This window comes from Streptomyces sp. Root1310, assembly GCF_001426425.1.
GTDB lineage: Bacteria > Actinomycetota > Actinomycetes > Streptomycetales > Streptomycetaceae > Streptomyces.
This window is the reverse complement of the sequence record NZ_LMEQ01000003.1, coordinates 265196-286467: the sequence shown is the minus strand read 5'-3', so window position 1 is coordinate 286467 and position 21272 is coordinate 265196. Positions and strand designations below refer to the sequence as shown.

The following is a 21272-nucleotide window of genomic DNA, read 5'->3' as shown; positions in this document are numbered from 1 at the left end:
GCGCCCCCGCGCCTACGTAGGCTTCACCCCGTGAACGCACACTTCAGTTTCGGCCCCGCCACCGGCGTCGGCTCCCTGCCCGGCAGCGACGCCCGCGAGGCCGCCAGGGCCGCCACCGGGTCCTTCGAGGACTTCCCGTTCCTCGCCGAGCTGCCGGCCCGCGGCCCGGGCGCCGACATGATCGGCCGCACCGCGGGGATGCTCGTCGAGCTGTTCGCGCGTGTGGAGCCCAGCGGCTGGCGGATCGGCGACCGGCCGGGGCGGGACACCAAACGGGCCCGGTCCTGGCTGGGGGAGGACCTCGACGCGCTGGAGGAGTTCACGCAGGGCTACGAGGGTCAGGTGAAGGTGCAGGCCGTCGGGCCCTGGACCCTCGCCGCCGCGCTGGAGCTGAAGAACGGCCAGTCGGTGCTCTCCGACCACGGCGCCCGCCGCGACCTCGCCGGCTCCCTCGCCGAGGGGCTGCGCCTGCACCTCGACGAGGTCCGGCGCCGGCTGCCCGGGGCGCAGCTCGTGCTCCAGCTCGACGAACCCTCCCTGACGGCCGTCCTGCGCGGCCAGGTGAAGACCGCCAGCGGCTACCACACCCACCGCGCCGTCGACCGGCAGGTCGTGGAGGCCACCCTGCGGGAGGTCGTCGGCGTGCACGGCGACGGTCCCGTCGTGGTCCACTCCTGCGCCCCTGACGTCCCGTTCGCCCTGCTGCGCCGGGCCGGCGCGGCGGCGGTCTCCTTCGACTTCTCACTTCTCACCGAGCGTGACGACGACACGATCGGCGAGGCGGTCGAGGCGGGTACCCGGCTGTTCGCCGGTGTCGTGCCGGGCGTGGATGCCCCATTGTCGGACCCTGCCGGTAGCGTCATGGGTGTCAGGACGCTGTGGCGCAGGCTGGGGCTGCGACCGGGGCTGCTCACCGAGGCGGTCACGCTCACGCCGTCGTGCGGTCTCGCGGGAGCTTCCCCCGCGTACGCGCGCCAGGCCCTCGCGCACTGCGTCCGGGCGGCGAGATCCCTCGCGGACAACCCAGAGTAACGGGAGGACGACACGGTGGCCGGCGACAGGCAAGCGGAGACGACGGTGCCCAGCGAGGCACGGGAGAAGCACGCGCAGCTGGCTGAGCAGATCGAGGAGCACCGCTTCCGGTACTACGTGAAGGACGCTCCCGTCATCAGCGACGCGGAGTTCGACCGCCTGCTGCGCGCCCTGGAGGCACTGGAGGAGGAGTACGCCGAGCTGCGGACGCCCGACTCGCCGACCCAGAAGGTGGCCGGCGCGTACGCGACGGAGTTCACGGCGGTCCAGCACCGCGAGCGGATGCTGTCGCTCGACAACGCCTTCGACGACCTGGAACTCGCCGCCTGGGCCGAGCGCGTCCACAAGGACGTGGGCAGCTCCGCGTACCACTTCCTGTGCGAGCTCAAGGTCGACGGCCTCGCCGTCAACCTCACCTACGAGAACGGCCGTCTCACGCGCGCGGCGACCCGGGGCGACGGCCGCACGGGCGAGGACATCACGCCCAACGTGCGCACCATCGCGGAGATCCCCGACCGCCTCACCGGTGACGGGGTCCCGTCCCTGGTGGAGATCCGGGGCGAGGTCTACTTCCCGATGGAGAAGTTCGAGGAGCTGAACGCCCGTCTGGTCGAGGCGGGCGACAAGCCCTTCGCCAACCCGCGCAACGCGGCCGCCGGTTCACTGCGCCAGAAGGACCCGCGCGTCACCGCCTCGCGTCCGCTGCACATGGTCGTGCACGGCATCGGCGCACTGGAGGGCTACGAGGGCCTGGCCCGTCTCTCCGAGGCCTACGACCTGCTCGGCACCTGGGGCCTGCCCACCTCCCCGCACAACAAGGTGGTCGGGGACCTCGACGAGGTACGGGCGTTCATCGCGTACTACGGCGAGAACCGGCACTCGGTGGAGCACGAGATCGACGGCGTGGTCGTCAAGCTCGACGAGATCCGGCTGCAGGGGCGGCTCGGCTCCACCGCGCGTGCGCCGCGCTGGGCGATCGCGTACAAGTACGCGCCCGAGGAGGTCAACACCAAGCTCGTCAACATCCGCGTGGGTGTCGGCCGTACCGGCCGCGTGACGCCGTACGCCCAGGTCGAGCCGGTCACGGTGGCGGGCTCGGAGGTCGAGTTCGCCACCCTGCACAACCAGGAGGTCGTCAAGGCCAAGGGTGTCCTGATCGGCGACACCGTGGTGCTGCGCAAGGCCGGTGACGTGATCCCGGAGATCCTCGGTCCGGTCGCCGACCTGCGTGACGGCAGCGAGCGCGAGTTCGTGATGCCGTCGGAGTGCCCGGAGTGCGGGGCGGAGCTGCGGCCGATGAAGGAGGGCGACATCGATCTGCGGTGCCCCAACGCCCGTACCTGCCCTGCCCAGTTGCGTGAGCGGGTGTTCTACCTGGCCGGCCGCAGGGCGTTGGACATCGACCACTTCGGTTACGTCGCCGCGGCCGCGCTCACCCGTCCGCTGGAGCCGGCCGACCCGCCGCTGCGGGACGAGGGCGACCTCTTCGACCTCACCATCGACCGGCTGCTGCCCATCCGGGCGTACGTCCTCGACCAGGACAGCGGTCTGCCCAAGCGGGACCCGAAGACGGGCGAGGAGAAGATCGCCACGGTCTTCGCCAACCAGCAGGGCGAGCCGAAGAAGAACGCGCTCGCCATGCTGGAGACCATCGCGGCCGCCAAGGAACGCCCGCTGGCGCGCATCCTCACGGGCCTGTCGATCCGGCATGTCGGACCGGTCGCGGCGGAGGCGCTGGCCCGCGAGTTCCGCTCGATCGAGCGGATCGAGCAGGCCTCCGAGGAGGAGCTGGCGGCCACCGACGGGGTGGGCGCCATCATCGCGGCCTCGCTCAAGGAGTGGTTCGCGCAGGAGTGGCACCAGGAGATCCTGCGCAAGTGGCGGGCCGCCGGGGTCCGTATGGAGGAGGAGGGCTCCGGGGAGGACGAGGGACCGCGTCCCCTCGAAGGGCTGACGGTCGTCGTGACCGGCACCCTCGAGCACTTCACCCGGGACGGCGCCAAGGACGCCCTGCAGAACCAAGGGGCGAAAGTGACCGGTTCGGTTTCGAAGAAGACATCTTTCGTTGTTGTGGGTGACAATCCGGGATCGAAGTACGACAAGGCGATGCAGTTGAAGGTGCCGGTTCTGAACGAGGACGGCTTCACCGTCCTGCTGGAACAGGGACCCGAGGCGGCGGCCGAAGTGGCCCTTCCGACCGAGGAGTAGCGGCGAGTGGCGGTTGAAGGTCACCCGATCGGCGCATACCAGATGCATACGGGTGGCCGGGACGCATTCGGGCAACCGTCGACGACCGCTGCCCGTGGAAGCCTTCCGCGGCCTACTGTTGAGACGTGCGCCTGCCGTGCCCAGCTGCGGTCGGGGCACCTCCGTGCTCCGGGTGAGCAGGGGGAAGGGTTCTCCAACACGGCGCCGCCCGGGGTTGTCGGGCAACGGGCCGCGTGGCGTGGGCACCGCCGGCTGTGAGAGGGACGGGAATGGAACCGACCGAGAGCGCCGCCCCGGACGCACGGCTGCGCCGACGCCGGGTCGCCGGCGTCTGGTGGGGGAGCTGGTGGACGGCGCGCTCCGAACGGCCTCCGGGCGCGGAGGCCTACGTGCCGCACACCGCGCCGTACGCGACGCCGCATTCCGGTCCGGACCTCCGCGTCACCTCCGCCCCGCATCCCGGGATGCCCGACACCGAGGCCGACCGGCACCTGTCCTGGCCCGCGCTGCCCGCCTCGGTCGTCTCCGCGGCCGCCTTCGCCCTCGGCGCCGGCTTCTACCGCGCCTACACCGGCCACCACGCGCTGTTCCCGTCCGGCACGGCCGGCTGGGCCCTGGCCGTGCTGGCCGGCGTCATCGTCGGCCACCTGGTCCTGCTCGGCCGCGCCCGCTGGTGGGGCGGCACCGGCTCCGGCGCCGCGCTCACCCTCGCCGTCCTGCTGCTGTACGGCTGGGTGCCGGCCGGACTGGTCAGCCTCACCGTCGTCGTCCTGGTCGGCATAGCCCGGCGCCACCGCTGGCGGCAGGGCGTCCTGCACGGCGCGGTGGACATCGTCGGCATCGGCGCGGGCGCGCTGCTGCTGGCCGCCTGCGGACCGATACCGTCCGTGGAGCGGCCCTGGACCCCCGACAACTGGACGGTCTACACCGGCCCCCAGGTGGTCCTGGTGGCCGTCGCCTATCTCGCGGTCACCCGTGTACTCCTGTGGTACCTGCACACCCCGCGCGCCGGCGGACTGCCCACCGTCGCCCGCACGGCCCTGGTCAGGCAGGGCCTGGTCGCCGTCGCCCTGCTCGGCATCGCGCCGCTGATCTGCGTGGTGGCCGTGGCCAAGCCGATCCTGCTGCCGCTGTTCGCCATCCCGCTCATCGCCCTCGACTCCACCCTGTGGATGGCCCGCGCCCGCGCCGAGGAACAGCTGCGCGACCCGCTGACCGGGCTGCCCAACCGCCAGTGGCTGCTGGAGCGCATCTGGACCGCCCTGGACGACGCGGAGCGCATCGGCGCCCGGGCCGCCCTGATGCTGATCGACCTCGACCGCTTCCGCTCGGTCAACGACACCCTCGGTCATCTCGCCGGTGACCGGCTGCTGCTCCAGATAGCCGAGCGGCTGAAGCTCGCCCTGCCCCGCGGGGCGGAGGTCGCGCGGCTCGGCGGGGACGAGTTCGCCGTCTTACTCCCCGTCGCCGACTCCACGACCTCGGCGTCACGGATCGCCCGCGGGCTGGTCGCCGACCTCGGCTCGCCGCTCGACCTCGACGGCCTCACCCTCGTCCTGGAGGCCAGCGCCGGCGTCGCCGTCTTCCCCGACCACGCCCTCGACGCGGAGGGCATGCTGCGCCGGGCGGACGTGGCGATGTACCAGGCCAAGCGGGACCGCACGGGCGTGGAGGTGTACGAGTCCAAGCGCGACTCCAACACTCCCGACCGGCTCGGACTGCTGGGCGACCTGCGGCGGGCGCTCGACGCGCACGAGGTCGAACTGCACTACCAGCCGAAGGTCCGCTTCGACGGGCAGGTGGCGGGGCTGGAGGCGCTGGTCCGCTGGGTGCACCCGGAGCGCGGGAAGGTACCGCCGGACGAGTTCATAGCGATCGCCGAGTCGTCCGGGCTGATGCCCCATCTGACGGAGTACGTGCTGGACAGGGCGCTCGGCCAGGTCGCGCGGTGGCGGGCCCAGGGGCTGTACGTGCCGGTCGCGGTCAACGTCTCCCCGCGTGACGTGCACACCCCGGGCTTCGCCGGCTCCGTCGCGGCCCGGCTGGCCCGGCACGGAGTGCCCGCGGGAGCGCTCCAACTCGAGATAACGGAGCACGTCCTGCTGGAGGACCCGCAGCGTGCCGCGGACACGCTGAACGGGCTGACCGGGCACGGCGTGAAGATGTCGCTGGACGACTTCGGAACCGGCTACTCCTCCCTGGTGCACCTGCGCCGGCTCCCCGTGAGCGAGCTGAAGATCGACCGCTCCTTCGTGGCCCGGCTGGCCGTCGACGCCGAGGACGCCGAGATCGTGCGCTGCACGGTCGACCTCGCCCATTCGCTGGGGCTGCTGGTGGTGGCCGAGGGCGTCGAGGACGACGAGACCTGGGAGCGCCTGCGGGACCTGGGCTGCGACGCCGTACAGGGCTGGCTGGTGGCCGCGGCGATGCCCCCGGAGGAGACGACGGCCTGGCTGCGGGCCCGCGGCTCACGCGGCTGGCAGCGTCCCGCGGCGGCCCTCCCGGCAGCCGCGTCCGACGAGTAGCGGGCGCCCGGGCCCGCGCGTTCACCCCTCCGCCCGCTGCCGTGCGCCGAGCCTCGGCGAGCGCGCCGGAGCCGAGGGAGCCGGGGGGAACCCGGCAGGCGAGCCGAACCGTTTCACGGGTATGCCGCCCCGCACCCTAGGATTGGGCCAAACCACACACTCACTCACTCCACCCCAGAGGAACGCTGCATGCCTGGCATCACGCGCGAGGAGGTCGCCCACCTCGCCCGGCTGGCGCGTCTGGAGCTGAAGCCCGAAGAGCTCGAACACTTCGCGGGACAGCTGGACGACATCATCGGCGCGGTCGCCCGCGTCAGCGAGGTCGCCGACCAAGACGTACCGCCGACCTCGCACCCGCTCCCGCTGACGAACGTCATGCGGGCGGACGAGGTCCGTCCGTCGCTCACCCCCGAGCAGGCGCTCTCCGGCGCCCCGGCCCAGGAGCAGCAGCGTTTCAAGGTGCCGCAGATCCTGGGGGAGGACTAACCGCCATGACGGACAACGTCAACATCATCAAGCTCACGGCCGCCGAGACCGCCGCGAAGATCGCCTCCGGCGAGCTCACGGCCGTCCAGGTCACCGAGGCGCACCTGGCGCGCATCGAGGCCGTCGACGAGAAGGTCCACGCCTTCCTGCACGTCGACCGTGAGGGAGCGCTGGCCCAGGCCCGCGCCGTCGACGAGAAGCGGGAACGGGGCGAGAAGCTCGGCCCGCTGGCCGGCGTCCCGCTCGCGCTCAAGGACATCTTCACCACCGAGGGCATCCCGACGACCGTCGGTTCGAAGATCCTCGAGGGCTGGATCCCGCCGTACGACGCGACGCTCACCAAGCGGCTGAAGGCCGCCGACGTCGTCATCCTCGGCAAGACCAACATGGACGAGTTCGCCATGGGGTCGAGCACCGAGAACAGCGCCTACGGGCCGACCGGCAACCCCTGGGACCTCACCAAGATCCCCGGCGGTTCCGGTGGCGGTTCCTCCGCCGCGCTCGCCTCCTTCCAGGCGCCCCTGGCCATCGGCACCGACACCGGCGGCTCCATCCGCCAGCCGGCCTCCGTCACCGGCACGGTCGGTGTGAAGCCGACGTACGGCGCGGTCTCGCGGTACGGCATGGTCGCCTTCTCGTCCTCCCTCGACCAGGGCGGCCCCTGCGCCCGTACGGTCCTGGACGCGGCGCTGCTGCACGAGGTCATCGCCGGGCACGACCCGCTGGACTCCACGTCCATCGACGCGCCCGTCCCGCCGGTCGTCGAGGCCGCCCGCAACGGCAGCGTCGAGGGCATGCGCGTCGGTGTCGTGAAGCAGTTCCGCGGCGAGGGCTACCAGGCCGGCGTCATCCAGCGGTTCGACGAGTCCGTCGCGCTGCTGAAGGAGCTGGGCGCCGAGATCGTCGAACTGGACTGCCCGTCCTTCGACCTCGCCCTGTCGGCGTACTACCTGATCGCGCCGTCCGAGTGCTCGTCCAACCTGGCCCGCTTCGACGGCCTGCGCTACGGCCTGCGGGTCGGCGACGACGGCACCAACTCGGCGGAGGCGGTCACCTCCCTCACCCGTGAGGCGGGCTTCGGCCCCGAGGTCAAGCGCCGCATCATGCTCGGCACGTACGCCCTGAGCTCCGGCTACTACGACGCGTACTACGGCTCGGCCCAGAAGGTCCGCACGCTCATCACGCGGGACTTCGAGAAGGCCTTCGAGCAGGTCGACGTGATCGTGTCGCCCACGACGCCGACGACCGCCTTCGCGATCGGTGAGCGTGCCGACGACCCGATGGCGATGTACCTGGCCGACCTGTGCACCATCCCGACCAACCTCGCGGGCAACGCGGCCATGTCGCTGCCCTGCGGTCTCGCCCCGGAGGACAACCTCCCGGTCGGTCTCCAGATCATCGCCCCGGCGCTGAAGGACGACCGGCTGTACAAGGTCGGCGCCGCCGTCGAGGCCGCCTTCGTGGAAAGGTGGGGGCACCCGCTTCTCGAGGAGGCTCCGTCGCTGTGAGCGCACTGAACAAGGCCAAGGGCTTCAAGAAGTCCAAGTCCGGTACGTACCTGTCCATCGCCGGGACCGCCTTCGGCGCGTTCGGCGTCGCCAAGCGGCTGAAGAAGGCCCGCGCCGAGAAGGACACCCTGGTCCTGATCGACGCCACCGTGTCCGCCGTCGCCATCGTCACCGGACTCGCCATCCTCTACCGCGAGCTGAAGCGGCTGGGCGACGACGACGTCCTGCTGGGCTGAGAGGGAAGTTTCACCGTGACCACCACGACCGACCTGGTGTCGTACGAGGACGCGCTGGCGTCGTACGACCCCGTCATGGGCCTCGAGGTCCATGTCGAACTCGGCACCAAGACGAAGATGTTCTGCGGGTGCTCGACCGAGCTGGGCGCCGAGCCCAACTCGCAGACGTGCCCCACCTGCCTCGGCATGCCCGGCGCGCTTCCGGTCGTCAACGCGATCGGCATCGAGTCCGCGATCAAGATCGGTCTCGCGCTGAACTGCGAGATCGCCGAGTGGTGCCGCTTCGCCCGGAAGAACTACTTCTATCCGGACATGCCGAAGAACTTCCAGACCTCCCAGTACGACGAGCCCATCGCCTTCGACGGCTACCTCGACGTACAGCTGGAGGACGGCGAGACCTTCCGGGTGCAGATCGAGCGCGCCCACATGGAGGAGGACACCGGCAAGTCGCTGCACGTCGGCGGTGCCACCGGCCGTATCCACGGCGCGTCCCACTCTCTGCTGGACTACAACCGCGCCGGCATCCCGCTCATCGAGATCGTCACCAAGCCGATCGAGGGAGCGGGCGCGCGCGCCCCCGAGGTCGCCCGGGCGTACGTCCGTGAGCTGCGCGAGCTCATCAAGGCGCTCGGTGTCTCCGAGGCCCGGATGGAGCAGGGCCAGATGCGCTGCGACGTGAACCTCTCGCTGCGCCCGCACGGCCGGGAGAAGTTCGGCACCCGGTCCGAGACGAAGAACGTGAACTCCCTGCGGTCCGTGGAGCGCGCGGCCCGCTTCGAGATCCAGCGGCACGCCGCCGTGCTCGACGGCGGCGGCACGATCATCCAGGAGACCCGCCACTTCCACGAGGACACCGGGTCGACGACCTCGGGCCGCGTGAAGGAGGAGGCCGAGGACTACCGGTACTTCCCGGAGCCCGACCTGGTGCCGATCGCCCCGTCCCGTGAGTGGGTCGAGGAGATCCGGGGCGGTCTGCCGGAGCTGCCGCTGGCCCGCCGCAACCGGCTGCTCGCCGAGTGGGGCATCTCCGCCAACGACATGCAGTCGATCCTGAACGCCGGCGCGCTGGACCTGATCATCGCCTCCATCGACGCGGGCGCCGACGCGGCCTCCGCCCGCAAGTGGTGGATGGGCGAACTGGCGCGCAGCGCCAACGATTCGGGCGTCCCGCTCGACGAGCTGGCGATCACGCCGGACCAGGTCGCCCGGGTCACCGAGCTGGTGAGCAAGGGCGATCTGAACGACAAGCTGGCCCGTCAGGTCATCGAGGGCGTCCTCGCGGGCGAGGGCACCCCGGACGAGGTCGTCGAGAAGCGCGGTCTGAAGGTCGTCTCCGACGAGGGCGCGCTCACCACCGCCGTCGAGGAGGCCATCGCCGGCAACCCGGGCATCGCCGACAAGATCCGCGGCGGCAAGGTGGCCGCGGCCGGCGCCCTGGTCGGCGCGGTGATGAAGGCCACGCGCGGGCAGGCCGACGCGGCCCGCGTCAAGGAGCTGATCCTGGAGAAGCTGGGCGTCAGCGAGGGCTGAGCCCGCCGTTCTCCCCGCGCCCGGGGGGAGTGCGCCGCACCGGCGTATTCCCCCCGGGCGTCTCTCTTCTCAGCCCGACGCGCTACGCTCGCCCGCCATGAGGGCACGAACCGACTCCGACACGCAGGACGACATACACGACGGCCCGCGGGCCGGAACGGCCGGAACGACCGAAGCCGCCGACGCGGCCGAACCGGACGAAACGGACGACGACACCGACGGCGACGCGGACGAGGAGCACGGCACCGAGGACGCCCGGCGGGCCCGCTGGACGGCGATCGGCACCGGAGCGCTGCTCACCCTCGCCGGACTCGCGGCGTCCCTCCTGCGCCTCGGCGGTTCCGCCCCCGCCTTCGTCCCGGCGGCCTACGCCCTCGGCGCCGCCGTCTGTGCCCTCGCCGCCCTCCTGGGCTCCCGCGGCCGTACCCGGCGCGCGCTGTGGCTGCTGATCGCCGGGGTGATGGTGATGGCGATCGGCGACCAGGCCGACTGACACGTGCCCGAGTGACACGTGCTCGGCCGCTACGTGCTCGGCCACCACGTGCCCGAGTGGCATGTGCCCGGCCACCACGTGCCGACCGGCACGTGCCCGACCGCCACGTGCCCGGCCCACACGTACCCAGCCGACATGTGCCCGGCCGACACGTGGCCGACGAGGCCTGACACCGCGGCCGTTATTGTCCTGTGATCTGCCTCCCACTCCTGTGAAAAGCCCCACGAACGCGGCAAACGATCACATTCGCCTGTAAGAGTGGCCTCGCATCGCTCACACGTTCTTTGCGGGCTGTTCAGTTCAGGCACGACTGTTCCCGGTCAAAGATCCACAATTCACCCTCCGGGAGCACGTCAAGTGGCAGCCCTCGCACGCTGGTGTGTTCGCAACCGCCTCATGGTGGTGCTGATCTGGCTCCTCGCTCTCGGCGGCACCGCGACCGCCGCGCTCGCCGTCGGCTCCGCGTACTCCAACGACTACGAGGTCCCCGGCACCGAGTCCGACCGTGCCACCCGGCTGCTCACCGAGGGCTTCCCCGGCCTCGGCGGCGACAGCGACACCGTCGTCTGGCACACCGCCTCGGGCTCCGTCCGCGCCGCCGACGTCGAACAGAGCATGAACCGCGCGCTGGAGAAGATCGCCGACCTGCCCGGCGTGGCCTCCGTCGCCGGCCCCTACGACGACCAGGGCAGATCGCGGATCAGCGAGGACGGGCACACGGCGTACGCCACCGTCACCTTCGAGGACCGCGCCGAGGACATCGACGAGGCCGAGGCGCGGGCCGTCGTCGACGCCGCCGAAGCCGCCGCGAACGACGGCCTCCAGGTCGAGCTGGGCGGCTCCGCGATCGGCCTCACCGAGTCCTCCGGCGGGCATCTCGCCGAGGTCGTCGGCGTGGTCGTCGCCGCGGTCGTGCTGTTCCTCGCCTTCGGTTCGCTCGCCGCCTCCGCCCTGCCCATCGCCACCGCCCTGGTCGGCGTGGGCACCGCGTACGCGGGCATCGCGCTGCTCGGGCACGCCATGACGGTCGCCGACTTCGCGCCCATGCTCGGCCTGCTGGTCGGGCTCGGCGTCGGCATCGACTACGCGCTGTTCATCGTGACCAGACACCGGCGCGGACTGAAGCGGGGGCTCACGGTCCCCGAGGCCGCCGCGAGCGCCGTCGCCACCACCGGTCGCGCGGTCGTCTTCGCGGGCGCCACGGTCTGCATAGCCCTGCTCGGCATGCTGATCCTGCGGCTGAGCTTCCTCAACGGGGTGGCGATCGCCGCCTCCCTGACCGTGGCCCTGACGGTCGCCGCCTCCGTGACGCTGCTGCCCGCCCTGCTCTCCTTCGTCGGCATGCGCGCCCTCAGCCGCCGCGAACGCCGCCGGCTCGCCGAACACGGGCCCCAGCCGGAGCTGCCGACCGGGCTCGCCGCCCGCTGGTCGGCGTTCGTGGAGCGCCACCCGAAACTGCTCGGCGCGCTCGCCCTCGTCGTCATCGCGGTCCTCGCCGTCCCCACCCTCTCCCTCCGCCTGGGCACCTCCGACCAGGGCAACGGCCCCGAGTCGGCCACCACCCGGCAGGCCTACGACCTCCTGGCCGAGGGTTTCGGCCCCGGGGTGAACGGTCCGCTGACCCTGGTGACCCGCGTCGCGGGCGCCGAGGACCGGCTCGCCCTGGACAACCTCGACACCGCCCTGCGCGCCACCGAGGGCGTGGCCTCGGTGACGCCGGTGACCTTCGGCTCCGGCGGCCGCACCGCGTACCTCACCGTCGTCCCCGACTCCGCCCCGCAGTCGCAGCGCACCAGCGACCTCGTCGACCGGCTGCGCACCGAGGTGCTGCCCCGCGCCGAGACCGGTACCTCCCTCGACGTGCACGTCGGCGGGGTGACGGCCGGCTACGACGACTTCGCGGACGTCATCGTCGGCAAGCTGCCGCTGTTCGTCGGCGTCGTCATCGGCCTGGGCTGTCTGCTGCTCCTGCTCGCCTTCAGGTCCGTCGGGATACCGCTCAAGGCCGCCGTGATGAACGTGGCCGCCGTCGCCGCCGCCTTCGGGATCGTCGTGGCCGTGTTCCAGTGGGGCTGGGGCAGCGAACTGCTGGGGCTCGGCCGCGCCGGGCCCATCGAGCCCTTCCTGCCGGTGATCATGGTGTCGGTGCTGTTCGGTCTCTCGATGGACTACCAGGTCTTCCTGGTCAGCCGGATGTACGAGGAGTGGCTGGAGACCGGCGACAACCGGCGCGCCGTCCGGGTCGGCCTCGCGGAGACCAGCCGGGTGATCAACTCCGCGGCGGTCATCATGATCTCGGTCTTCCTCGCCTTCGTGCTCAGCGGCGACCGGGTGATCGCCATGTTCGGCATCGCGCTTGCCGCCGCCGTCGCCCTGGACGCCTTCGTTCTGCGGACGCTGCTGGTTCCCGCCCTCATGCACCTGCTCGGCAGTGCCAACTGGTGGCTGCCCCGCCGGCTCGACCGGCACCTGCCGCGGATCAGCATCGAGCCGCCCGAGTGCCGTGCCGCCCATGAGAGGCTCACCGAGGTAGTGGAGGCACTGGAGAAGGAGCGGCGGCCGGATGTACGCGATATCGCTGGGTGACGACGGAGCCGAACTGCGCCCGCTGGAGCCCTGGCACGCCGAGGAGTTCCTGGCGCACCTGGAGCGCGGCAGGGAGTTCATCAACCAGTACGTCCCCTTCGGCTCGAAGGCCACCGACGTGGCCACCGCGCGGGAGACGCTCCAGCGGTACGCCGACATGCGCGCCGCCGACACCGGCTCGCTGCACGGCCTGTGGCTGGACGGCACGCTCGTGGGCGGTGTGCTGTTCCTGAACTTCGACGCCGAGGACGCGAACTGCGAGGTCGGCTGCTGGCTGGAACCCGCCGGTACCGGGCGCGGTCTGGTCACCCGGGCCATGCGGGTGCTGATCGACTTCGCGGTGGAGCAGCGCGGCATCCAGCGGGTCGAATGGATCGCCTCCGCGGGCAACACCCCCAGCCTGGACGTCGCCCGCCGGCTGGGGATGACCCGCGACGGCGTCCGCAGGCAGTCGTACCCCTATCGTGGGGTGCGGCACGACCTCGAGGTGTGGTCCGTGCTCGCCCAGGAGTGGCGCGACGCACGAGCGCGCGGCGCTCACAACGATCATTAAGGGACCTCTCAGAGAGCGTCCGTACGGTGCGAGGTATGGGAACCAAGACTGTGGACGAGGCCGGCACGGAATCCGGTACCGAGGCGAAGCGCGACGAGGAGAAGGTGGACGTCACGAAGAACCGGGCAGCGGACGGGGCGACCGAGGCGGAGGCCGTCGAGGACGACACCGCCGACGCCACCGCCGACGAGACCGAGGACGGTGACGAGGTCCTCGCCGAGGAGGGCACCGACAAGGCGGAGGGCTCCACCGGCGTCGGCCAGGGCGCCGGCGCCGTGGTCTCCGCCGCGCTCGGCCTCGTGTCGCTCACCGGCGGCTGGATCGGCACCGTCGCCGCCGCCCGCGAGACGCTGGTCGGCCAGCTCCAGACCTCGTCGAGCGCCAGTGTGGCCACCCAGATCAAGGAGGTCTACGGCGACGCCTGGCAGACCACCGCGCTGTGGGCCGGCCTCTTCGCGCTGACCGCGCTGATCATCGGTGTGGTCGTGCTGGCCCGGCCCGCCTTCGGCGCCCCCGGCCGGCCGCAGGCCCCCTGGATCAAGTCCGTCTCCTGGGCCGGCGTCGCGCTCGGCGTCATCGGCCTGCTGCTGGCCGTACTCAAGTACACCGACGCCCTGCTCGGACTGCCGTCCGCGAGCTGAGTACCCGCAGGTCACGAGGGGTCTTAGACGACCGTGAGCCATTCACGGACGCCCTAAGGCCCCTCAGTCGCGTCTAAGGCGCCGTCCGCCGCCGAAGATGCGGAACTCTCCCGATGTGGCGGACCCCCCTGGGCGACGAAGGTTGAGGCATCGCGGAAAGCGAAGCCGGAACAACCGACCTCTCAGGGGACACAGAATGTACGAGTACGAACTTCAGCAGGCCCGTTCCGCCGAACTGCGCCGCCGGGCCGAGCACGAGCGACTGGCCCGCGAGGTGGTCCGCGGCCGCCGCGCCGCCCGCCGCGAATCCGCCGCACGCGCCGCCGAGCGGGCAAACGGCGGAGCCGGGAGCGAGTCGCATAGTCACCTCCTCGATCGGCTCCGGTTCGCCCGGCCGGCGTGAACGCGGGGGCGGGAGAGGGCGGCCGCACGGGGGTCGGCCGCCCTCCCACCGGGGCCCCGGCGATATCCGCTGGGCCGTCGTCCCACCCGCGTGCGATGCTCGCCCCCGTGGAGACCCGGTCCGTCAGCCCCGTCTTCGTCGGCCGCGCCGACGAGTTGCACACCCTGAACGACGCGCTCTCCCGCGCCGCCGCGGGAGAGCCACAGGCGCTGCTCATCGGCGGTGAGGCCGGGGTCGGCAAGACCAGACTCGTCGAGGAGTTCGCCGCGGCCGCCCACCGGGAGGGCGCCGTCGTCGCGCTCGGCGGCTGTGTCGAGATCGGCGCCGACGGACTCCCGTTCGCCCCGTTCTCCACCGCGCTGCGCGCCCTGCGCCGGGCCCTGCCGGACGAACTGGCCGCCGCCGCGGCCGGCCAGGAGGAGGAACTCGCCCGCCTGCTGCCCGAACTGCGGGAGAAGGCCCCCGGCCGACGCCACGACGAGGAGGGCATGGCCCGCCTCTTCGAACTCACCGCCCGCCTCCTGGAGCACGTCGCCACCGAGCGCACGGTCGTGGTCGCCCTGGAGGACCTGCACTGGGCCGACGCCTCCACCCGCCACCTGCTGTCCTACCTGCTGCGCACCCTGCGCACCGGCCGCCTCGTCGTCCTCGCCACCTACCGCGCCGACGACATCCACCGCCGCCATCCGCTGCGCCCCCTGCTCGCCGAACTCGACCGGCTGCGCACCGTCCAGCGCCTCGAACTCGCCCGCTTCACCCGTGACGAGGTGTGCCGCCAGGTCGCCGGCATCCTCGCCGCCGAACCCGAGTCCGCGCAGGTCGACGACATCTTCGAACGCTCCGACGGCAACGCCTTCTTCGTCGAGGAACTCGCCGTGGCGGCACACGAAGGCTGCTGCACCGGCCTCACCGACACCCTGCGCGACCTGCTGCTCGTCCGCGTCGAGGCACTGCCCGAGAGCGCCCAGAAAGTCGCCCGGATCATCGCCGAGGGCGGCTCCACCGTCGAGTACCGGCTGCTCGACGCCGTCGCCCGGCTCGCCGAGGACGACCTCGTCGAGGCACTGCGCGCCGCCCTCGGCGCCAACATCCTGCTCACCACCCCCGACGGCGACGGCTACCGGTTCCGCCACTCCCTGGTCCGCGAGGCCGTGAGCGACGATCTGCTCCCCGGCGAACGCGCCCGTCTCAACCGCCGCTACGCCGAGGCCCTCCAGGCCGATCCGGCCCTCGTCCCCGCCGACGAACGCGCCATGCGGCTGGCCAGCTACTGGTACCACGCCCACGACCCGGCGAAGGCGCTCCCCGCCGTCCTCGACGCCTCCGTCGAGGCCCGCCGCCGGCGCGCATACAGTGAGCAACTCCGTCTTCTGGAAAGGGCGATGGAGCTGTGGGAGACGGCTCCCGAGGACATCCGGGCCGCCCTGCGCCCCGTCGACTACACGGAGGCCTATCCCCCCTGCGGCTGCGATCCGGCCACCACACCGCTGCGCTACCTCGACCTGATGGCCGAGGCCGCCGTCGCCGGCCGATACTGCGGGGAACGCGAACGCGCCCTGAAGATCACCAAGCGGGCGCTGCGCCTGCTGGAGGACGAGGACGATCCGCTGCGCTCCGCCTGGTTCTGGGTGCAGCGCTCCCGGCTGACGCACTCGCTGGGCCGGGGCAGCGGCATCGAGGAACTGGCCACCGCCCAGGACCTCCTGCGCGGTCTGCCGCCCAACGAGGTGCACGCCGAGGTGCTCACCCACATCGCCTGCTGGTCCTTGGTCCACGCCCCCGGCCCCGACGCCTACGGGGCTGCCGAGCGGGCCGTGGAGTACGCCCGCCTGGTCGGTGCCCGCGAGATCGAGCTCGACGCCCGCCAGGTCCTCGGCGTCCTCATGGTCGACGCCGGCCACATCGAGGCGGGACTCGCCGAACTGCGCGAGGTCAGGGAACAGGCGCTCGCCGAAGGCACCCCCTCCGTCGCGCTGAACGCCTACGTCAACCTCCCCTCCGAGCTGGAGGCGGTCGGCCGCTCCCGGGAGGCCGTGCCGATCCTGGAGGAGGCCGTCGCCTTCGCCGAGCGGCACGGACCGCCCGACAGCGAGGCCTGGGTGTGGGGCAACCTCACCGAGTCGCTGTTCTCCCTGGGGCGCTGGGACGAGGCCGACCGTGCCTGCACCGCCGCCGGACGCGTGGGCCAGGGCGTGGCGGTCCGAGGTTTCCACGCCACCCTCCGCGCCGAACTCGCCCTCGCCCGCGGCGATCTCGCCGAGGTCGAGCGTCAACTGGCCAATGCGCACGGCTTCTTCGGCTCCCATGAACACGCCCCACAGAACCACCTGCCCCTGACCCGCCTCGCCATCGGACTCGCCGCGGCCCAGGGCCGCCCGCTGGACGCCCGTGCCCACCTCGCGGGCGCGCTCGAACGGGACTTCCGGCCCGGCACCCAGCGCTACGCCTGGCCCCTGCTGCTCGCCGCGGCCACCGCCGAGGGCGACGCCCGCGCGACCCCCGCCGCCGACCCCGGCCGCGCCGACCTCCTCGACCGCCTGCGGGCGGCCGCCCGCAGGCTCGCCACCATCGCCCCCGTCTGGCAGGCCCACGAACGCTGGGTCCGCGCGGAACTCCTGCGCGCCGAGGGCCGGACCGATCCGGAGGACTGGTCCGAGGTGGTCGCCGCCTTCGAGTGCCTGGAACGGCCCTACGACCTCGCCCGCACCCGGCACCGCCTGGCCGAGGCCCTTCTCTCCGCAGGCGGCGACGGCGAACGCGACCGGGCCGCTGAGCTGCTGCGTCTCGTCCACGCGGTCGCCGCGCACCTCGGCGCCCGCCCGCTCACCGAAGCCGTCACCCTGCTCGGCCGGCGTGCCCGTCTGTCCCTGACCCCCGCGGCGGGTCCGCCGGACATCCCGGCCGACCCCACCGACCCGCTGGCGACGCTGGGCCTGACCAGCCGGGAGCGCGATGTGCTGCGCCTGGTCTCGGCCGGCCGCACCAACCGGCAGATCGCCGAGGTGCTGTTCATCTCCCCGAAGACGGCGAGCGTCCATGTCTCGAACATCCTGTCCAAGCTCGACGTGTCGGGCCGCGGCGAGGCGGCGGCGGTGGCCCACCGGCTGGGGCTGTTCCCGCCGGGGGCCGAAGAACGGCTGATCGCGCGATAATGGGACAGGCCATCGAGGAGGAGCCGCACAGGCCACCGACCGTGATCCGGCCCGGCATGGGAGAACGATGTTCAACGCATTCGAGGACCTCTTCGCGCCGGGCCGCAAGCACACCCGGGACGAGCAGAACCGGCTGGAACTGACCCGGGAGGACGTCGGCGACGCCGATCCCGGGCACGGACCGATAGACCTGGCGTCCGGAAAGGTCGTGGTGCGCCCCTCCGAGCCCGCCGCGGAGGACGGGTGATGCCGCTCGGGTGACGCCGCTCAGCTCACCTGCAGCTCCAGGATCCGGTCGTCCCCCTCCTTCGGGTCACCCCGGCCGTCGGTGTTGCTGGTCGTGACCCAGAGCTTGTCGCCGCCCGCGGACACCACCGTGCGCAGCCGGCCGTAGTCGCCCTGGAGGAAGGCCTGCGGGTCCGCCGAGGCCGCCGTGCCCTTCAGCGGGACGCGCCACAGGCGCTGCCCCCTCAGCCCCGCCATCCAGATCGAGCCCTCGGCGTAGGCGATACCGCTGGGCGAGGCGTCGGCGGTGTGCCACTGGGCCGTCGGGTTCCGGAACTTCGTGTCCTCGGACCTGCCTTCGGCCGTCGGCCAGCCGTAGTCGCCGCCCGGCACGATCGCGTTCAGTTCGTCCCAGGTGTCCTGGCCGAACTCCGCGGCGAACAGGCGCTGCTTGGAATCCCAGGCCAGCCCCTGCACGTTGCGGTGTCCGTACGAGTACACCGCGGAGTCCGGGAACGGGTTGCCGGCGGCCGGTTCGCCCTCCGGGGTCAGCCGGAGGATCTTGCCGCCGAGGGACTTCCTGTCCTGGGCCAGGCCCCGGTCGCCGCTCTCGCCGGTGCCGACGTAGAGCAGCCGGTCGGGACCGAAGGCGATCCGGCCACCGTTGTGGATCATGCCCTTGGGTATGCCCTTGAAGAGGGTGTCGGGCGCCCCCAGCTGGTCGCCCGCGGGCCGCGCGGGGTCGTAGATCATCCGGACGACGCGGTTGTCCGAGGCCGAGGTGAAGTAGGCGTAGACCATGTGGTCCGACGCGTAGTCGGGGGAGAGGGCGAGGCCCAGCAGGCCGCCCTCGCCGGCCGCCGAGACCCCCGGCACCTCGCCCAGTTCGGTCTTCTTGCCCGTCTCCGCGTCGACCCGGGTGATCGTGCCCTCGTCGCGGGAGGCGACCAGGAGGCCGCCCTCGGGGAGGGGCGCGAGGCCCCAGGGCGTGTTCAGGCCCTCCGCGACCGTGCGCACCACCTTGACCGTGCCCTTCGCGGGCGGGGTCTCCTCGGCCGACGGGGAGACCTGGGCCGCCGTACTGCTCGGGGACGGACTGGCCGAGGCGCCCGAGGACCCCCCGGCGCCGGAGGAGCAGCCGCCCGTCACCAGCAGAGCACTCGCGGCCAACACGGCTGAAACAGCTCGACGTTGCACGATCATGGTCCCTTCGACACGGCGGTTCCTGCGGCGGGCTTCACCTGTCCTACGCCGTTCACGCCTCGCGGGTTCCCGATCCGGGCCATCGCGACCCGAAAGCGGGACTACTCCCACGATCCCTGTGCCCCGGGCAGCCCCGCCACCTCCGCCAGATCCTGCGGCGTCAGACGCAGGCCGGCCGCCGCCGCGTTCTCCGTCACCCAGCGTTCCCGCTTGGCGCCCGGTACCGGGATCACGTGCCGGCCCTGTGCCAGCACCCACGCCAGCGCCACCTGCGCGGCCGTCACGGTCTCGCCGTGCCGGGCGGCGACCCGGCGCAGACCGACGACGATCGGCTGGTTCGCGGCCATCATCTCGGCGGTGAAACGCGGGTGCCGGGCGCGCATGTCGTCCGGTTCGAAGCCCTGGCCGGGAGTGAGTGTGCCGGTGAGGAAGCCGTTGCCGAGCGGCATCGCCGCAAGGAAGCCCACGCCACGCGCCGCGCACCAGGGCAGCAGGCTCTCCAGCGCCTCGGGCGACCACACGGACAGCTCCGCCTCCACGGCGCTCACGGGGAAGACCTGCTGGACGCGCCGCAACTGGCGAATCGTTCCGTCGTACAGTCCACCGGAGCGGCGACCACCTCGGGCACCCACCGCGCACAGCCCCAGCGCCCGCACCTTGCCCGCCTGGACGAGCTCGGCCATCGCGCCCCAGGTCTCCTCGACCGGGACCTCGGGATCGGCCCGGTGCAGTTGGTAGAGGTCGATGACGTCCGTCTGGAGGCGCCGCAGCGAGGCGTCGCAGGCCCGCTTCACATACCCCGGCCGGCCGTTGGCCACGATGTGCTGCTCACCGACGAGCAGACCGACCTTCGTCGAGACGAACGCGTCCTCGCGCCGCTCCTTCAACGCCCGCCCCACCAGCAGCTCGTTGGTGAACGGGCCGTACATGTCGGCGGTGTCCAGCAGGGACGAGCCCTCGTCCAGCGCCCGGTGCACCGCCCGGAGCGACTCGTCGCCCCGCTGCCGCGACCCGCTGTACGCCCAGCTCATCGGCATGCACCCGAGACCGACGGCACCCGCTCCGAGCGCCCCCGCGCCGATCGTCCTGCGCTCCACCTGCCCGTGACCCTCCCTCTCCCGAGCCCCCAACCTAACCTCTGCACGCGCGCGTACCTGACATAGCCTCCTGAGCATGAGCGCTGACGTCTGGCTTCCCATCCCGCCGGAAGAGATCGAGGGCCTCCCGGAGGGGCCGAACTACCGCTTCTGGAACGGTGAGGAGGACTTTCCGGCGGACCCGGCCGACTGCGTCTTCTACGTCGTCCCCTACATGAAGCCCGCCGGCCTCGGGCAGCGGCCGCTGCCCGCGATGACGTCACTGGAGGTCGTGCAGACCCTGTCCGCCGGCATCGACCACGTGGTGCCCGCCCTCGCGTCGCTGCGTCCCGGCGTGCGGCTGTGCAACGCGCGGGGGGTGCACGAGGCGAGCACGGCCGAGCTCACCCTCGCCCTGGTCCTCGCGTCGCTGCGCGGGATCCCCGACTTCGTCCGGGCCCAGGACCGGGGGGAGTGGCTCAGCGGGTTCCGCCCCGCGCTCGCCGACAAGAACGTGCTCATCGTCGGGTACGGCTCCATCGGCTCCGCCATCGAGGACCGGCTCGTGCCCTTCGAGGTGGCGCGGGTGGCGCGCGTCGCGCGCTCCTGGCGCACGACGGCGCGCGGCCCCGTGCATCCGATCGCCGAACTTCCCGCCCTGCTCCCCGAAGCGGACGTCGTCATCCTGTGCACGCCCCTGAACGACAGCACCCTCGGCCTGGTGGACGCCGAATTCCTGGCCTGGATGAAGGACGGCGCGCTGCTCGTGAACGTGGCGCGCGGCGGGGTCGTCGACACCAAGGCCCTGCTCACCGAGGTGGAGAGCGGGCGCCTCACCGCGGCGCTGGACGTCACCGACCCCGAGCCCCTGCCCCCGGGCCACCCGTTGTGGAGCGCGCCGGGCGTCCTCGTCAGCCCGCACGTCGGCGGGCCCACCTCCGCCTTCCTGCCCCGCGCCGTGCGCCTGCTGGTGGACCAGTTGGGCCGCTTCGTGAACCGGGAGCCACTGCGCAACGTGATCCTCACTACGGGCGCGGCGAACGGATCGTGACGGCCGGGGCGCTCCTGTAGGCCGGCTCCAGCACCCTCCGCAGTCCTCCGGACGCGGTCCGTACCTCTTCCGGGCGCATATGCCGATGATCGTCACGCAGCGTAGAGGAACTATGTCCCTGAGTGACGAGTCTGGTGTATCGTCCCGACAGGGGCTACGCCGCGCACGTTCGGCGTCAGGGATGGACATTTCAGACTTGCGAGGGGGGCGACGGGCGATGCACGGCCTATGGACGAACGATCCGACGCGGCGGAACCGCCGGCGGCGACCCTGGCGCTCCACCACGCGCCGACACGGTCACGGCACTCACCCCGGCCATCGCCACCGGTGCGGCGGCCACGGCAGGCACGCGCCACCGGCGGTC

General features: G+C 72.2%; 17 protein-coding genes. 15 read left to right on the top strand and 2 right to left on the bottom strand.

Translation table 11 applies throughout. The annotated features are described in order from the left end of the window. Nucleotides 1–30 precede the first annotated feature (30 nt). The 14 genes from ASD48_RS12310 (at nucleotide 31) to ASD48_RS12245 (ending at nucleotide 17600) form a co-directional block, all read left to right on the top strand. Nucleotides 31–1032 carry a methionine synthase gene (locus ASD48_RS12310; protein WP_057601588.1) on the top strand — a complete coding sequence of 334 codons (1002 nt, stop codon included), beginning with the start codon at nucleotides 31–33 and terminating at the stop codon, nucleotides 1030–1032. 15 nt (nucleotides 1033–1047) lie between these two features. Beyond that, nucleotides 1048–3240 carry an NAD-dependent DNA ligase LigA gene (gene ligA, locus ASD48_RS12305; RefSeq protein WP_057601587.1) on the top strand — a complete coding sequence of 731 codons (2193 nt, stop codon included), beginning with the start codon at nucleotides 1048–1050 and terminating at the stop codon, nucleotides 3238–3240. Between the two features lie 269 nt (nucleotides 3241–3509). After that, nucleotides 3510–5765 carry a bifunctional diguanylate cyclase/phosphodiesterase gene (locus tag ASD48_RS12300; RefSeq protein ID WP_057601586.1) on the top strand — a complete coding sequence of 752 codons (2256 nt, stop codon included), beginning with the start codon at nucleotides 3510–3512 and terminating at the stop codon, nucleotides 5763–5765. A gap of 189 nt (nucleotides 5766–5954) precedes the next feature. Further along, entirely contained in the window at nucleotides 5955–6251 is a 297-nt protein-coding gene (gene gatC / locus ASD48_RS12295; RefSeq protein ID WP_007384860.1) for an Asp-tRNA(Asn)/Glu-tRNA(Gln) amidotransferase subunit GatC, read from the top strand. A 5-nt stretch (nucleotides 6252–6256) separates the two neighbouring features. After that, nucleotides 6257–7759, top strand: coding sequence for an Asp-tRNA(Asn)/Glu-tRNA(Gln) amidotransferase subunit GatA (gene gatA, locus ASD48_RS12290; protein ID WP_057601585.1), 1503 nt, complete (start codon nucleotides 6257–6259; stop codon nucleotides 7757–7759). After that, nucleotides 7756–7995 carry a hypothetical protein gene (locus tag ASD48_RS12285; protein ID WP_020131415.1) on the top strand — a complete coding sequence of 80 codons (240 nt, stop codon included), beginning with the start codon at nucleotides 7756–7758 and terminating at the stop codon, nucleotides 7993–7995. The genes gatA and ASD48_RS12285 overlap by 4 nt, the downstream gene beginning before the upstream one ends. A gap of 15 nt (nucleotides 7996–8010) precedes the next feature. Beyond that, complete coding sequence (gatB, locus tag ASD48_RS12280) at nucleotides 8011–9525, top strand: Asp-tRNA(Asn)/Glu-tRNA(Gln) amidotransferase subunit GatB (RefSeq protein ID WP_057601584.1); 1515 nt, start codon at nucleotides 8011–8013, stop codon at nucleotides 9523–9525. Nucleotides 9526–9622: 97 nt separating this feature from the next. After that, on the top strand, nucleotides 9623–10018 hold the full coding sequence (locus ASD48_RS12275) for a hypothetical protein (protein WP_057601583.1): 396 nt from the start codon (nucleotides 9623–9625) through the stop codon (nucleotides 10016–10018). A gap of 357 nt (nucleotides 10019–10375) precedes the next feature. Beyond that, nucleotides 10376–12604, top strand: coding sequence for an MMPL family transporter (locus ASD48_RS12270; RefSeq protein ID WP_057601582.1), 2229 nt, complete (start codon nucleotides 10376–10378; stop codon nucleotides 12602–12604). Further along, nucleotides 12582–13157, top strand: coding sequence for a GNAT family protein (locus tag ASD48_RS12265; RefSeq protein ID WP_057601581.1), 576 nt, complete (start codon nucleotides 12582–12584; stop codon nucleotides 13155–13157). Before ASD48_RS12270 ends, ASD48_RS12265 begins: the two co-directional genes overlap by 23 nt. Nucleotides 13158–13192: 35 nt before the next feature. Then, complete coding sequence (locus tag ASD48_RS12260; RefSeq protein WP_057601580.1) at nucleotides 13193–13798, top strand: hypothetical protein; 606 nt, start codon at nucleotides 13193–13195, stop codon at nucleotides 13796–13798. Between the two features lie 196 nt (nucleotides 13799–13994). Then, entirely contained in the window at nucleotides 13995–14201 is a 207-nt protein-coding gene (locus tag ASD48_RS12255) for a hypothetical protein (protein WP_057601579.1), read from the top strand. Between the two features lie 95 nt (nucleotides 14202–14296). Continuing rightward, nucleotides 14297–17353: a helix-turn-helix transcriptional regulator gene (locus ASD48_RS12250; RefSeq protein ID WP_057601578.1), complete on the top strand. Its 3057-nt coding sequence runs from the start codon at nucleotides 14297–14299 to the stop codon at nucleotides 17351–17353. Nucleotides 17354–17420: 67 nt separating this feature from the next. Beyond that, nucleotides 17421–17600 carry a DUF6191 domain-containing protein gene (locus ASD48_RS12245; RefSeq protein ID WP_057601577.1) on the top strand — a complete coding sequence of 60 codons (180 nt, stop codon included), beginning with the start codon at nucleotides 17421–17423 and terminating at the stop codon, nucleotides 17598–17600. A gap of 20 nt (nucleotides 17601–17620) precedes the next feature. Here ASD48_RS12245 and ASD48_RS12240 read toward each other — a convergent pair whose 3' ends face one another. Further along, the gene (locus ASD48_RS12240) at nucleotides 17621–18781 is read right to left on the bottom strand and encodes a PQQ-dependent sugar dehydrogenase (protein WP_057601576.1); all 1161 of its coding nucleotides are present in this window, start codon (nucleotides 18779–18781) and stop codon (nucleotides 17621–17623) included. A 101-nt stretch (nucleotides 18782–18882) separates the two neighbouring features. Continuing rightward, entirely contained in the window at nucleotides 18883–19878 is a 996-nt protein-coding gene (locus ASD48_RS12235; protein ID WP_057601575.1) for an aldo/keto reductase, read from the bottom strand. Nucleotides 19879–19954: 76 nt separating this feature from the next. Here ASD48_RS12235 and ASD48_RS12230 point away from each other — a divergent pair, with 76 nt between their 5' ends. Then, nucleotides 19955–20908 carry a 2-hydroxyacid dehydrogenase gene (locus ASD48_RS12230; RefSeq protein ID WP_057601574.1) on the top strand — a complete coding sequence of 318 codons (954 nt, stop codon included), beginning with the start codon at nucleotides 19955–19957 and terminating at the stop codon, nucleotides 20906–20908. Nucleotides 20909–21272: the final 364 nt, after the last annotated feature.

What these genes read in the sequence shown, in the direction of transcription:
- ASD48_RS12240 (WP_057601576.1), bottom strand. Translation starts at nt 18,781, where the DNA reads ATGATCGTGCAACGTCGAGCTGTTTCAGCCGTGTTGGCCGCGAGTGCT.
- ASD48_RS12250 (WP_057601578.1), top strand. Translation starts at nt 14,297, where the DNA reads ATGCTCGCCCCCGTGGAGACCCGGTCCGTCAGCCCCGTCTTCGTCGGC.
- gatA (WP_057601585.1), top strand. Translation starts at nt 6,257, where the DNA reads ATGACGGACAACGTCAACATCATCAAGCTCACGGCCGCCGAGACCGCC.
- ASD48_RS12245 (WP_057601577.1), top strand. Translation starts at nt 17,421, where the DNA reads ATGTTCAACGCATTCGAGGACCTCTTCGCGCCGGGCCGCAAGCACACC.
- ASD48_RS12230 (WP_057601574.1), top strand. Translation starts at nt 19,955, where the DNA reads ATGAGCGCTGACGTCTGGCTTCCCATCCCGCCGGAAGAGATCGAGGGC.
- ASD48_RS12260 (WP_057601580.1), top strand. Translation starts at nt 13,193, where the DNA reads ATGGGAACCAAGACTGTGGACGAGGCCGGCACGGAATCCGGTACCGAG.
- gatC (WP_007384860.1), top strand. Translation starts at nt 5,955, where the DNA reads ATGCCTGGCATCACGCGCGAGGAGGTCGCCCACCTCGCCCGGCTGGCG.
- ASD48_RS12275 (WP_057601583.1), top strand. Translation starts at nt 9,623, where the DNA reads ATGAGGGCACGAACCGACTCCGACACGCAGGACGACATACACGACGGC.
- ASD48_RS12255 (WP_057601579.1), top strand. Translation starts at nt 13,995, where the DNA reads ATGTACGAGTACGAACTTCAGCAGGCCCGTTCCGCCGAACTGCGCCGC.
- ASD48_RS12300 (WP_057601586.1), top strand. Translation starts at nt 3,510, where the DNA reads ATGGAACCGACCGAGAGCGCCGCCCCGGACGCACGGCTGCGCCGACGC.
- ASD48_RS12265 (WP_057601581.1), top strand. Translation starts at nt 12,582, where the DNA reads ATGTACGCGATATCGCTGGGTGACGACGGAGCCGAACTGCGCCCGCTG.